This window comes from Pseudoalteromonas sp. MMG013 (assembly GCF_018100885.1).
Taxonomy (GTDB): Bacteria; Pseudomonadota; Gammaproteobacteria; order Enterobacterales; family Alteromonadaceae; genus Pseudoalteromonas; species Pseudoalteromonas aurantia.
Genome location: NZ_JAGJEE010000025.1, coordinates 1 through 13,827, shown reverse-complemented (window position 1 = coordinate 13,827; position 13,827 = coordinate 1). Strand labels below are relative to the sequence as shown.

General features: G+C 39.9%; 11 protein-coding genes. 7 read left to right on the top strand and 4 right to left on the bottom strand.

Features of this window, described 5'->3' with window-relative positions:
• Positions 1-153 precede the first annotated feature (153 nt).
• The 4 genes from J8L98_RS18405 to J8L98_RS18390 all read left to right on the top strand — a co-directional run bounded on the left by J8L98_RS18405 (position 154) and on the right by J8L98_RS18390 (position 3,567).
• Positions 154-729, top strand: a complete 576-nt coding sequence (locus tag J8L98_RS18405) for a GNAT family protein (protein ID WP_192509890.1) — start codon at positions 154-156, stop codon at positions 727-729.
• Positions 726-1,337, top strand: coding sequence for an FMN-binding negative transcriptional regulator (locus J8L98_RS18400; RefSeq protein ID WP_210997636.1), 612 nt, complete (start codon positions 726-728; stop codon positions 1,335-1,337). The genes J8L98_RS18405 and J8L98_RS18400 overlap by 4 nt, the downstream gene beginning before the upstream one ends.
• 551 nt (positions 1,338-1,888) lie before the next feature.
• A complete protein-coding gene (locus tag J8L98_RS18395; RefSeq protein ID WP_210997635.1) occupies positions 1,889-3,106 on the top strand; it encodes a hypothetical protein in 1,218 nt (405 codons plus the stop codon).
• Between the two features lie 107 nt (positions 3,107-3,213).
• Entirely contained in the window at positions 3,214-3,567 is a 354-nt protein-coding gene (locus tag J8L98_RS18390) for a HopJ type III effector protein (RefSeq protein WP_210997634.1), read from the top strand.
• Between the two features lie 27 nt (positions 3,568-3,594).
• Here J8L98_RS18390 and J8L98_RS18385 read toward each other — a convergent pair whose 3' ends face one another.
• The gene (locus J8L98_RS18385; RefSeq protein WP_210997633.1) at positions 3,595-3,897 is read right to left on the bottom strand and encodes a hypothetical protein; all 303 of its coding nucleotides are present in this window, start codon (positions 3,895-3,897) and stop codon (positions 3,595-3,597) included.
• A gap of 116 nt (positions 3,898-4,013) precedes the next feature.
• Between J8L98_RS18385 and J8L98_RS18380 the strand changes: the two genes are divergently transcribed.
• The gene (locus J8L98_RS18380) at positions 4,014-4,919 is read left to right on the top strand and encodes a LysR family transcriptional regulator (RefSeq protein WP_210997632.1); all 906 of its coding nucleotides are present in this window, start codon (positions 4,014-4,016) and stop codon (positions 4,917-4,919) included.
• A gap of 141 nt (positions 4,920-5,060) precedes the next feature.
• On the opposite strand, the gene J8L98_RS18375 is transcribed toward J8L98_RS18380, so the two are convergent.
• From J8L98_RS18375 to J8L98_RS18365, 3 genes are all read right to left on the bottom strand, one after another.
• Positions 5,061-7,244, bottom strand: coding sequence for an OsmC domain/YcaO domain-containing protein (locus J8L98_RS18375; RefSeq protein WP_210997631.1), 2,184 nt, complete (start codon positions 7,242-7,244; stop codon positions 5,061-5,063).
• Between the two features lie 220 nt (positions 7,245-7,464).
• Positions 7,465-8,022 (bottom strand): hypothetical protein, encoded by a 558-nt coding sequence (locus J8L98_RS18370; RefSeq protein ID WP_210997630.1) that lies wholly within the window; start codon positions 8,020-8,022, stop codon positions 7,465-7,467.
• Positions 8,023-8,254: 232 nt separating this feature from the next.
• The gene (locus tag J8L98_RS18365) at positions 8,255-9,418 is read right to left on the bottom strand and encodes an MFS transporter (protein WP_210997629.1); all 1,164 of its coding nucleotides are present in this window, start codon (positions 9,416-9,418) and stop codon (positions 8,255-8,257) included.
• A 139-nt stretch (positions 9,419-9,557) separates the two neighbouring features.
• Here J8L98_RS18365 and J8L98_RS18360 point away from each other — a divergent pair, with 139 nt between their 5' ends.
• Together J8L98_RS18360 and J8L98_RS18355 are read left to right on the top strand one after the other, a co-directional pair.
• Complete coding sequence (locus J8L98_RS18360; RefSeq protein ID WP_247682610.1) at positions 9,558-10,550, top strand: LysR family transcriptional regulator; 993 nt, start codon at positions 9,558-9,560, stop codon at positions 10,548-10,550.
• A gap of 468 nt (positions 10,551-11,018) precedes the next feature.
• Positions 11,019-13,827 (top strand): calcium-binding protein (locus tag J8L98_RS18355; RefSeq protein WP_282098781.1); only part of this gene is annotated, 2,809 nt, incomplete at its 3' end.

The window sequence follows — 13,827 nt, the reverse complement described above, 5'->3', positions numbered from 1 at the left end:
TTGTTATCTACCATACCAGATGACTGGAGCAATGAAACCAGTATCGAGGTGTGAGGCTTTTAATCTGGTCTATATCATTTCTTCATTCTGGTTGTATATATACAACCAGAATATCGTAAATTACTCAGTATAAAACAGATTCAGGAAGATATTATGCTTACTCCAACGACACTATCAAGCCACAAAATAACACTTGAACCGATCGCTCAGAAGCACCTTAAGCAGCTGTTAATAGCAGGACAAGATGCCAGTATTTGGCGCTGGGTACCCACCAATTACTGCCGGTCACCAAGCACACTACAAACTTGGTTAGACGACAACGCTAAGTTCAACCCACAAGCACAATTAACGTTTGCCATCATCGACATCGACACACACACCGTGGTAGGTACCACTCGCTTGTTTAGACTAGATAGTCATAATTTAAGTGCTGAGGTAGGGCACACATTTATTGGTGTTCCATGGCAAAGAAGTTACGTTAATACGCATGCGAAACATCTGATATTAACTTATGCATTTGAGCAGCTTAACTTAGTACGTGTGACCATATGTACCAATGAAAAAAATGACAAGTCGCGCTCAGCTATCTTGCGCTTAGGTGCAAAATTAGAAGGCATTGCCTATAAAAACCGTTTATCCCCCGACGGAACATTTCGTAACTCAGCGATTCATAGTATCACCGATGATACCTGGCCTGAGGTTAAACGTTTCTTGGAGAGCCGCCTATGAATTATCCCCCAAAGCCATTTACCGAAGTGAATGAAACCGACTTATATCACCTTATGGCCCAGTATCCACTGGCAACCATACTCAGTGCTGACCCCAACACGGCACTTAATAATACGTGTCAAATTCCAATGCTATTTGATGAAACTTGTTCGCACTTTATTTGCCATGTTACAGCAAACAATCCTCTCACTTTGCAAATAAGTAAAAGCGTTAAACTATTGTTTAATGGACCAAACGCGTATTTATCCCCAAATCACTGTAATAATGAAACCTTGCCAAGCTGGCTGTACGCCACAGTCGAAGTTGAAGGCATTTTGGAATTAATCACTGAACCGCAAGCGCAACTTGCTGCGATGAATACGCTAACTGATCACTTTGAACGTGGCTTTGATACGCCATGGCAAGTAGCAGATCTGGATGACCAATTGGTAAATGCTATGTTCAAACACATTCGCTTTTTACGCATCAAACCCTTACAGTGCACAGGCGTATTTAAGCTAAGCCAAAATAAACCCAGTCACATTAGACAACAAGTAATCAAAAGCTTAATGACTGAGGGCCAAGATTCTGTCGCTGAATTAATGAGAACACACTCGAAGCAGCGCTGAGATTAGGTTTTTATAGCCTGCTTGGTAAGTAACACGACGTGATCGCTTTTTAACTTAATCCATCAAGTTGAAAAGCAACGACGCGTTTTAAACTCATTAATTAAGCGCAATACTTATACAGCAAAGTCACCACCGGCAGTTGATACTATACAAGTTTTATAACTCTCAGCTCTCATAACTATGCTCGGTATGCTCGGGTAATCGTTATTTGACACATGTCAAAATAGGTCCTATTACAAACACTCAGCTATCACATCATTCGCATTTTGCAAAGATAAGTATAGACATGATCGCACTTTGCAATGAATTTTTAGCATGTTCAGAATCTAAAACAAAGTAAATATACTGCTTTACCCAGAGTACAAAGAATATACGCTTAAATTTATATTATGTGTACTCAGTAACCTACTGTATTCGCTAACGTTAATTTCTAAATATCACAAATTCAGTACTTTAGTTGTACTTTTAGGGTGCAATGGCGTGAAATTTGCTTTTAGTAAGTAAATACAAAGTAAACACTGCTTAAATAGCAGACTTATTAGGAGTCAAATATGACACAAACCTTAACCAAAACGTCACTACAGTGTGCCTTGATGGGTGCCGTCGCACTGAGCACAGTAAGCATGGCTGCGGACGACAATGCCTGTTTATCTGGGTTAATTGCGATCGACCGCACAGGGCAAAGTGAACAAGGAAGTTTGTATCATTTGGACACGGCCAATTTATCATTCACTTTACTATCAGGTACTACTACTGCCGCAAGCAATATCGCAAGTTTTGGTAATACCCTATATATGATGGAGAAAGTGGACAGTAATACCAGAGCATCAAAGCTTTATGCATTTGACTTATCAACTGGGCAACAGCGCACATTGGCAGATACGACCTCGTATACGATTAAGCGCTCTGCAATGTCACCCGATGGCAGCTACTTACTGGCTACGAGCCAAACTTACATGTATCAATTTGATGCTATAACGGGTGTAAAAACAGTCATGGGGAAAATGCAAACTAGCGATGCCAGCTATGCAGATTTTAAACATGGCGATATTGCTTACTCCAATGATGGCAACGTTATATATGTATTGAACGCAAAATCACTGTACATGCTCAATGAAAACGACATGACATTAGACAAAATTGGGGAACATGGTCTCAACTGGGCGTCTGGCTTAGCGATTGGCAGCGACGGTACCCTCTATGTTTCGGCACGCAATACCAATGAAAATGCAAAGATCTATACGCTTGATGTAAATACGGCACAGGCCGCTTATCTGATGGATGGCCCAAGGCATATGGCTGACTTGACCTATGTGAATGGTTGCGGAAATCGTTTGATAAGCATTGATAATTTATACCGTAATGGTGTAAATGCTGCACACCAATATTACCTTGATAATGCATTCAATGGTGCAATAGCCAATGTTGAAGGGTTTAGAGACGGCTCGTTTAACTTTAATGCAGCTGGTTTTCCGGTAGAGTCTAAAGACCAAGGCGGAAATCACAACAAAATAACCAAGCACCCTAATGCAAACCGCTGTGCAAGGATGTGGAATAACTTTCTGGACCACCAATACACGCTGAATCAAAGTGGTGCTGGGGGCAAAAAAGCCGATGGTTCAACTAAATGGTATTACTCTACGACAGATGGCGACTACAAAGTAGTCAGTGCACAAAATGGTTTGTGTACTTACAGCTTAAACGACGATGCATCGATGCGATTGGTATATGACTCAACCACTGGTGATGTATCAGTGATTCAAGACTAAAACACTGGCCACAGTATCAAGCTGCTGTGGCCATTATTGAGATATTTCACTCAACATTTATACCCTTCTATTGTATGCTTATATCATCATAATTTTAGGGTAATAGCATGAAACTAGACGCATTATTGCAATCTTTAAAAGACAATCCTGATTCAGTCTCTTTCACACAAACTATGAGCGTAATAGACAGCTTGTATCATTTTACAGCCACCTCATTTAAAAACAGTGGTGTGCACAACGAAGCCGGTACAAACTCGGGATCATGTAAAATATTTTCCTTTGCCCAATTACATAACCTAACTAAACAACAAACATTACATTGCTTTGGCGACTATTATAGAAAAGATGTATTAGCTCACCCTGATGCAATTGACCACCAAAACATTCGCGCGTTTTTAGCAAATCGGAATGGCCTAGAAGAAGTCCATTTTGATGCAGTCCCCTTGTCTGAGAACACCTAAACTACGTGCTCACAGGCAAAATTTGTCTTACAAACCAAACTGCATTGCACCACTATAAAGACCTTTATGTACTGTACTTGTTTGCCAAATACAGTACTTTACTTCACCTTTTTCATTAATTTGATAAATTGGACAACCACATTGGCCGCAAAACGCATGTTCAAATGCTCCCTCAGCCCTTTGCACATACTTCTTTACGCATTTTTTGGGATCATTCACTAATCCGACAGCATGTATAAAGCACAAGTTATCATGCTCACTGTACACTGGCACGTAATCGGACAACACTTGATATTTTACTTCCGCACAATAACATTGCTGCTCTATCATATTAGCTCCTTGGTATTCCTATTGAATTACGTACACATTATATTTATGCTATAAAGAAAATATAGATGTAAAAAAGAAAGTCTCTTTTTCTTTTATGGAAATAATAAAGGGTACCTATGCGACGAGAATGGGACAAGCATCACTTGCTCAATGTATTTTGCCAAGTAATTGAAAAAGGTTCATTTTCAAAAGCAGCTCGGCACCTTGATTTACCTAACTCTTCGGTTAGTAAAGCGGTATCACAACTTGAAAGCCATTTAGGTAAAACCTTATTGCTGCGCACCACACGAGCACTATCAACTACCGACGAAGGTAAGCTCGTGTATAAACGCGCACAAGCTTTACTTGAGGGCTTTCGCTCTCTCGAAGAGGAGTTAGAAGAGTTAAGCAGTGCCCCAAAAGGCAAACTACGCGTTACTTTTCCGAATACTTTAGGCCGCATGTTATTTAGCCAAATCTGTAATGATTTTCTAAAATCTTACCCAGATTTTGAGCTAGAGCTCATATTTACCGCCTCCCATTTAGACTTGATTGAAGAAAACATAGATATTGCATTTCGTACATGGCACACACTCCCCGACAGTCCATTTTATTGTATGAGTCTACTCAAAGTGAAGCTGTTATTTGTTGCTTCTCCTGAGTATTTAACACGTTGTGGCACGCCAAACAGCCTTGATTGCCTAGCTCAGCACAATGTATTACTCACCCGTCATTCAGTACTCGAAAATGCATGGATACAAGACAATGGCCCTCAATATACTTTTACTGGTAACTTAATCGCTAACAATCGATTTCATATCCGAGAGGCGGTTCTAGCCGGTATTGGGATTGGTATGTTGCCATCCTACTTTTGTCAAAAAGACATTGCATCCGGAGGTTTTGTTGAACTATTGCCTGAGTTAACACGAGAACAAAAAACCTTAGGCGCACTGTATCGCGTAAAACGAGAAAGTTCTAAAAAACTAGATACCTTCTTGCGCTTTGTTGAGCAACGCTTAGCCCGATTGGAACTGCCTGATTAACTTACAGACTGGTAGTTCAAGTGCTTAAAGCCAATGCAAAAGTGAACCCGATACGAATGTCAGGATTTATAAACAAGCACTGCCCATAAAAAAGCCGATACATTAACGGTATCGGCTTTCATGCGGTATAAGACTGCGACTTTATTGCGCAGCTTTTTCGGCGCGTGCTTGGTGCAGCTTTTTATAACTATCAATTAAGCGTAAATGCTTATCAAGCCCTTCTAATGCCATGTTTGTTGGTGTTAGGCCATAAAACTTCACGTTACCAAACACTGAGCCAATGGCATTTTCAATGACTTCTTGTCCAAACATTCTGGCAAAGTTACCCTCAAAGTGAGCTAATTCAAGCGCCTCATCAATACTGACTTCAAGTACTGCATGAACCGCTTGATAGAACAAGCCTCGCGCAACCGTGTTATCGTTGTATTGTAAGAATGAATCTACCAACTCAATCGCTTCTTCCAATTCACCTAATGCAAGGTAAATTAATATTTTAAGCTCTAATATGGTGACTTGGCCCCACACTGTATTCTCATCGAACTCAACTCCAATTAAGGTGCGAATATCAATATAATTATCAAGTTGACTTTCTTCTAAGCGCTCAACCAAATCTACTAACGCATCATCATCCAATGCATGCAAATTCAGTATGTCTTCACGATATTGCAACGCTTTATTGGTATTATCCCAAATAAGGTCTTCAACTGGGTAAACCTCAGAATAGTCAGGTACTAAAATTCGACAGGCCGTGCCTAAATCTGAAAACTCAGCAACATATGCTTCTTTACCTAATGTTTTCAAGATCCCAAATAGCTGCTTACACTCTTGCTCGTTAGAGCCTGAGAAATCCCACTCACAGAACGCATAATCGTATTTGGTACTAAAGAAGCGCCATGAGATCACACCTGTTGAGTCAATGAAATGGTCCACAAAGTTTTCCGGCTCAGCCACCGCCATACTGTTAAAAGTTGGCTTTGGTACGTCGTTCAACCCTTCAAAGCTGCGTCCTTGTAAGAGCTCGGTTAAACTACGTTCTAGCGCAATTTCAAAACTTGGATGTGCTCCAAATGAAGCAAAAACGCCGCCTGTCTTCGGGTTCATCAAAGTCACACACATCACTGGAAACTGGCCACCAAGTGAAGCATCTTTAACGACGACTGGAAACCCTTGCGCTTCTAACCCTTCAATGCCTTCTAAAATACCTGGAAACTTTTCAATCACACTGCGAGGAACGTCAGGTAAAACAATCTCTTGCTCAATGATCTGCCTTTTAACCGCCCGCTCAAAGATTTCAGACAAGCACTGAACTTTGGCTTCCTCGAAATTATTGCCGGCACTCATGCCATTACTTAAGAATAAGTTCTCAATTAAATTAGAGGGAAAGTAAACCGTTTCACCATCTGATTGACGCACATATGGAATTGAGCAAATTCCACGTTCTACATTGCCTGAATTGGTATCGATTAAATGGGAACCACGTAATTCCCCTTCAGGGTTATAGATCTCTAAGCAATATTCATCGAGTATTTCAGTGGGCAATGCATCGCTTTCATCTGGCTTAAACCACTTTTCATTGGGATAATGTACAAATTCACTGTGAGCAATGTCTTGGCCCAAATACTGGTCGTTATAGAAAAAGTTACAGTTTAAACGCTCGATAAATTCACCTAACGCGGAGCATAATGCACTTTCTTTTGTTGACCCTTTACCATTGGTAAAACACATCGGTGACGCAGCATCACGAATGTGTAAAGACCACACATGTGGTACTATATTCCGCCAAGATGAAATCTCAATTTTCATCCCTAACTCAGCCAAAATATCGGTCATATCAGCAATAGTTTGCTCTAGGGGTAAATCTTTACCCGCAATAAACGTACTCGAACCATTATCAGCTTGCGTCATCAACATAGCTTGTGCATCTTCATCAAGATTTTCAACCGTTTCTATCTTGAATTCTGGCCCTGTCTGTACCACCTTTTTAACTGTACAACGCTCAATTGAACGTAAGATGCCTTCACGGTGCTTGTCTGAAATACTCTCAGGTAATTCAACTTGAATTTGAAAAATTTGATTGTAACGATCTTCTGGATCAACGATGTTGTTTTGCGATAACCGAATGCCATCTGTCGAAATATCACGGGCCACACAATATACTTTTACAAAGTAAGCCGCACACAGTGCTGAAGACGCTAAAAAGTAATCAAATGGGCTCGGCGCAGAGCCATCACCTTTATATCGAATCGGTTGATCTGCGATGACAGTAAAATCATCAAACTTAGCTTCAAGTCTTAAGTTATCGAGAAAATTAACTTTAATTTCCATTGAGGTATTCCACGTTTTGGTGCTGCGCATTATCGTATATGGGCATGCTTTACACTTCCCACACAAAAGCCGCGAACAAACTAATCTAAATTAGGCTAATTATCTGCTTTTTCGCGGCAATAGTCTTGGGTTAATTACAAAAATACCGAATTATGCCGCTATTTCATCATTCAGTGCACTATCGCCCAATTGCTTCAAACATCATGTAGAATCAAGCCAGTCAGTTTTGGTGAGCATCAGAGTACCGTCTTGGCACCAGAGATAAGTCATGCACATTCACTTTATGGCATGTATCCCCGTACCCCAAAGTATACTTTAAAGCAGGGTACACACGTGATGAACTAATGCTATACCCTATCGCTATCAGTCCTTTTTGTCCCCATAAGGACATCACCTTTTTTCGTAATTCATTGGCATGCGGGTCATGAGCAAGTACCCGCTCTGTAAATTCTACCACCAACGCAATATCAGCAGGTAATTGCGCCAAATCTCGGTCTACAATTGCCCGTACAATGCGCGGTTCTATATTTGCCTCTAACGCCATATTAACCACTAGCTGAGTGCATGGCCCGCAGTCATCCCAGATAATTGCGCGTAATCTTGCCGCAAACAGAGGTCCTGTGGGTAAGTTTCCTGCATGAGAAGACATTATTTGACACCCCATGAGCTTTAAAAAAGCCATGAGGTCTGCATTTAGAATGTCTTGCATATAACGCACATCATAGTTGTAACGGCTTTTCATCGACAATAGTATTTTATTAAACATGGTTTTAATCACAACGTGCTCCTTAAATAACCTCAGGTTTGGATAAGGGTTTTGGAATAGAAAATGTTTTGTAAGCAAACTTACGTCCAATCCAATGATGATATTTCGTTCAATACCAAGGCGCTTTTATGCAGTAATAGCGGGCTATTACAAATGAAAGCAACGCCGAGAGTGAGAAAAATAGCTTTATTGGGCAAATTCGCTTATCCAGAGCTGAGGTTAAATATTAATAGAAAAACAACTTTTAACTTTGCAGTCTCTTGGCTTCAGCGTTCGTTGAAATAACAAACAAAAAACTCACAAAGAACACGATTGCACAGCCATACAGCATCACAGTGAACTCTCCATCCACGAGTAAACTTGACGCAAATAGCGGTCCAGTCGCTAAACCCACAGAAGTAACAACCACAGCCATCGTTGATAGCCTGCCCGTTCGATCCATTTCTGCGGTGATGGCCAATAAGTATGATTGAACTGCGGGCCATGAAAAAAACAATAAAGCCATAGCACCAATATAAAGCGGCGTGTAATAAGAAAAGTTAAGTAAAATAGCAGCTATAATAGATAAGGTTATACCGAAAATAATCATATATTTACGCTCAAAATGATGACCACTAACCACCGGTAACATAGCTCCTAACAACCCCAATAACCCCGTAATTGCAATATATAAATTGGCCTTAGTTTCGACAATATCTGCACTGTGACCAATCAAACCAACATACGTCCAAATAGCACTGGCCGCAATTTGATAACAAGTAATTGCTAACAATAACAGTATCGCTCGGCCTGAGACCCCAACCAACATCGATGATTGCCGTTGTGGTAGCGCTTTCTCTGGAAGAGATGGTGCATACATGAGCATTATTAAACTCATTAACACCAAACTTGCCATAACATAAAAGACGGCGTAGGCATTAATTTTTTGCACCAATACAGGAAGCAAATAAATGATCAAGGATCCGACGCTAAATTGTATAAATAGCACAGTGCCAAACGCCGCATCAGGGTTATTTAATTTAGCAAGGGTTGCAAATGCAATACCCACACATAGCCCGCCTAACACACCTGCGAAGAAACGCCATACTAACATCATGGTGTAGTCTTCCACCCACCCACTGCCGAAGTCCACAGCAACCAATGTCGCTAACAGTACAAACATCACCGGCCGCCAACGAATTCGTCTCACCAGGAAAATTGCCACAAGACTGCCAACCAAACCACCGTAACCATTGAGTGCAACAATTTCACCCGCCTCTACATCCGTAAACCCAATCCCGCCTGCCAGCGCATTTACAACTCCGGGCAAATAATTAATATACGACAACCCCGCCATGGCGATAAATGCAAACAGTACATAGCTCATGGCACCCGTGATAGATACGCTCGCTAACTTAGCGTCCTTCATCCAACCTCCTTCAGTTAGACTGAATATTTTGTGTGTATATAAATTCTATGCAACTGATAATAAATAAAAAATAGGTAAAAAAACCTATCTATCATGAATATAATTCACGAATTTCCCATGCTATATTAAGGTCATTAAAATGGCTTTGTGGGACGATATGATGGATAAACTGCGTGCATTAGAGATTTTCTTAGCCACATGTGATGGAGGAAGTTTCGCTGAGGCCGCCAAAACGTGTAATACCGACCCATCAACGGTCAGTAAAGCGATAACACGCTTAGAAGCTCAATTAGAATTAACGCTTTTTCAACGCTCGACGCGGAAATTGCGCACAACCTCAGCGGGAAAACGCTACGCAAACACGGTCCGTAAAATGCTCCAAGATTTAAACGTCTGCGAAGAAGAGCTAAAACAGCGTAATGACTCCCCCAGTGGTATCTTAAGCATTAGCGCCGCGGTGTGCTATGGTCACTTATATCTTCGCCCGCTACTCATGGCTTTTTGCCAGCGCTACCCCGACATTACATTAGACTTTCAAGTCAGTGATTTTCATGTGGATATTATTGATGCTGATATAGATATTGCATTACGTACGGGTTACATCAAAGACAGCCGCTTAGTTGCTCGGCGACTCAGTCCAATGGACTTCCTGATTTGTGCGTCGACGCAATATATTAAAAAACACGGCATCCCCCGTTGCGCCAATGATTTTCATCAACATAATTGGATTGGTTTTCGCATCAAAGAAACACAGCAATTACAGCCTATTTTCTTACCAAATGAAGAAGGTGAATACGTACCGTACGAATTAAAGCGCAGCCATATTACCGATGACGGTGAAGCAATGGCACACATGTGTGCGGATGGTTTTGGGTTTGCACAACTTCCTCACTTTCTAGCCAAAAAAGGCTTAGATTCAGGTGACCTGATATCACTTTACCCTTACTTTAGGCCTCCTACCCCCGATAATGGCGTCTTTGCGATTTATACAAAACGTGATTATTTGCCTGAAAAAGTCCGTGTTTTTATCGAGTTCATCCAATCGTCTTTAAAGGATATGGACGAAACAACGAACCATACATGGGCTGAGAATTGGCAGCCATTAGTCAATTTATCGAAAATAGACCCATGATAACGTTTATATTAAACCTTAGGCTTTTAAGTGTAGATACAAGTCCGAAGTGCACCACATAAATTAATTACCATTGATAAAATATCATTACTAAACATTGACAAGAAAACAAAGTTCAGATAAATTTTTTAAAATTATAATTTTGTTGGTTTTATTTTCTAATAGATATGTAAATTTAACGAATGAAAAAAATTGCACGGATGGCAAAAAAACACCAAGGTAAATTTAAACCTTCAGTTAAATGTAAAAAAACACGAAAAAAAAATTTAAGTACAAGAAGGATAGCCTAGTTTACATTTATAAATATTTAGTTAAGCACAAAACATCACTACACCGCCATTTAAATAAAGCAACGTATTTATATAAAAAACCACAAAAACGGATATTCCCACAGTAAAATTTATATTTTTTATATGTAAGTAACTTTATAGATTTCATCATTTTTATATCAGAAGGAATTAATTTAAAATGAGAAACCCATCCTACAGCCCAAATGATTTTTCATACTACGAATTACTCTTGTACATGAAATATACCTGGACAGGAACAAACGACTGGAATAAGAACTCCCCCACTTCTGGTGAGGTGCTTCCCCCAGCCACGGCTGCAACAATTGCCACTTATATGCGAGCAGAAACATTGCGGCTTAGATCGTTAGGGGGAGACCCATCAGACATTTATTCTATTGGTCGTCAATGGCAGGCTGCCACCTCTGCCGATAAATTGAATGTTGCTAAAAAACTAGTTGCCCCATTCGGTGGTCCTGTAGGCGCGGTATTTGTTAGTTTGCTAATTGGTGACCGGTCAACTCCAGAAGCAGAACGCAATACCTTTAAAAAAGCAGTAGTAGGTGCTTGCCTAGGCTACCTTTTCGGTATGGGGATTAGCGCAGTCGTATTTTATGTAGGTGTTCCTTTAACCGCCGCAGCATTAATGGGTGGAATAATTGGTGGAATTGCTGGTGGCAAATTAGGCAATGATTTTATAGACTTTCTAGACAATGGAGGAAATGAAATCATATATACATTAATTGATAAAATTCTATATGATATTAGTGGGCAATTTAATACCTTAGCCGATTGGTTTAATAATAACATTGCTGAATTCTATGATAGCTTAAATAAATTAATTGACGCACTAAGCGAGTTTATTAAAAAAGTTAATAATAACTTGTGGTCTGAACTAAAAACTTACTTCGATGCTATCAGAAATGCAGCTGCCCCTGTTGACCCACTCGTGTTCGATCTAAATGGTGATGGGATCAACACTGTTAATATCGATACTGGAGTATTGTTCGATCACTCGAGGAATGCTGTAAAAACTGCCACTGGTTGGGTCGCTCCTGATGATGGCCTTCTCGTACTTGATATCAATAACAATGGTTTAATTGATAATGGGGGAGAGTTATTTGGTGACAATACCATTATCGACCCTACAACAAGCGAAACGGCAATACATGGTTTTCACGCATTAGCACAGCATGATAAAAATGCGGATAATCAAATAAACTCTCAAGATAGTGTTTACGCTAATTTAAAGATATGGCAAGACAGTAACTTAGATGGGATAAGCCAAACATCTGAATTAAACACTCTAGAGTATTGGAAAATAGCGTCAATTTCGTTAGGAGCCACTCGAAATTACCGAATTCAAAATGGAAATATAATCGAATATGACGGCCATTTTAATTGGCAAACTGGAGAACAAGGGAATGTTTCTTCTTTATTGTTTGAACATAATAATTACGTTAGCGCATATATTGAACCAATTGAAATTAGCGAACGTGCAGCATTATTGCCCGACGTTAAAGGGGTATATAGACAGCGCAATCTGCGTGAAGCTGCCACTCTAAATGAAAGATTAGCAACCTCTATTGAAACCTTTACCACAAGAAACACACGATCAGCACAAAAAAGCCTAATGGAAGAAATCCTTTTTGAATGGAGTGAAACATCACCAATCCCTACTACAGCTCAAAGAATGAGAAAGTTAATCACTGAATTTACAAAACTAGGCTATAGAAAAGGACAAAATAATAGGGGTTGGATACAAATTATTGAAGGCTTTAAGAACACACAAATCTATCATGCCTTACCTCACACGACTCATGCCATAAATCAGCGCTTTGCTAATCGGTCAATTATGCAAGCATTTGGTGCAAATTTAGATAGCCTATATCACAATCCATCTTTTACAACGAGTAGTGAGGGCGATCAATATAAACAGTATGAGGACATGATCTCTATGTCTGAGCAGCAGCAAAAGGCTGTTGGCAGAACAAAAAGGATTGCATATCAAAAAATTGAAAATACCGTTTACTTTAGTCTTGCTTCCCAAACTCGTTTAAAACCTTTACTAGACACCATTGATATAGTATTCAGCGACGGTGGTTTTAAATACAATTTTGATAAGTTTCAATCTGCAATCCAAACCCATATCACGTTAAATGAAGTCAGCGGTATTGCTGACTTCATTGACCTATATTTAAACATCACAATCATTCAGGCTTCAGAAAGTACTAAATTGATGTTGCTCAATATTCTTGAAGAAATTGAAGAGCACACGCGGAACGAACTATTGAGTATAACCTCTTATCGAGAAAATATGACTCATGAAAGTGACATGGTTGCTGGTTTAAACGCTGATATTGTCAAAGCCCTCGCTGGTAATGATATTATTTTAGGTTCTAGTGGTGACAATATTGCTCATGGAGGAGATGGAAATGATGTTTTACTTGGGAGAGCTGGTGATGACATATTACATGGTGATTTAGGTAATGACACCCTTTATGGCGGGCGCGGCAATGACCAACTCATCGGCGGTTATGGCGCTGATACATTCATTTTTAACCTTGGGGATGGTCAGGATTGTATTGAGAATATTGACACTGATACCACTCTTATTAATACCCTAATTATAGGTAGTAATATTACTATTAGTGCTATCAACTTTAGTCGAAAAAATGATGATTTAATCATTAATATCCTCGGCACGAGCGACCACATAACACTCAAACGCCACTTTTATCATTCATCCTATCAAATCGAAAATATTGTCATTGAAGGAAGCACTCATACGTTAAATGATATGTTGACTCAAAAAGGCGTATTTGTTATTGGTTCAGTGCAGGATAATGACACGCTTAAAGGGAGTATACATAAAAACTTTATTAAGGGTCTCGCTGGCAATGATACCTTATACGGCTATGGCGGTGACGATGAACTTAGTGGCGGGCTTGGCGACGACATGCTATACGGTGGTAATCACAATGATATTC

What these genes read in the sequence shown, in the direction of transcription:
- J8L98_RS18405 (WP_192509890.1), top strand. Translation starts at nt 154, where the DNA reads ATGCTTACTCCAACGACACTATCAAGCCACAAAATAACACTTGAACCG.
- J8L98_RS18400 (WP_210997636.1), top strand. Translation starts at nt 726, where the DNA reads ATGAATTATCCCCCAAAGCCATTTACCGAAGTGAATGAAACCGACTTA.
- J8L98_RS18395 (WP_210997635.1), top strand. Translation starts at nt 1,889, where the DNA reads ATGACACAAACCTTAACCAAAACGTCACTACAGTGTGCCTTGATGGGT.
- J8L98_RS18390 (WP_210997634.1), top strand. Translation starts at nt 3,214, where the DNA reads ATGAAACTAGACGCATTATTGCAATCTTTAAAAGACAATCCTGATTCA.
- J8L98_RS18385 (WP_210997633.1), bottom strand. Translation starts at nt 3,897, where the DNA reads ATGATAGAGCAGCAATGTTATTGTGCGGAAGTAAAATATCAAGTGTTG.
- J8L98_RS18380 (WP_210997632.1), top strand. Translation starts at nt 4,014, where the DNA reads ATGCGACGAGAATGGGACAAGCATCACTTGCTCAATGTATTTTGCCAA.
- J8L98_RS18375 (WP_210997631.1), bottom strand. Translation starts at nt 7,244, where the DNA reads ATGGAAATTAAAGTTAATTTTCTCGATAACTTAAGACTTGAAGCTAAG.
- J8L98_RS18365 (WP_210997629.1), bottom strand. Translation starts at nt 9,418, where the DNA reads ATGAAGGACGCTAAGTTAGCGAGCGTATCTATCACGGGTGCCATGAGC.
- J8L98_RS18360 (WP_247682610.1), top strand. Translation starts at nt 9,558, where the DNA reads ATGGCTTTGTGGGACGATATGATGGATAAACTGCGTGCATTAGAGATT.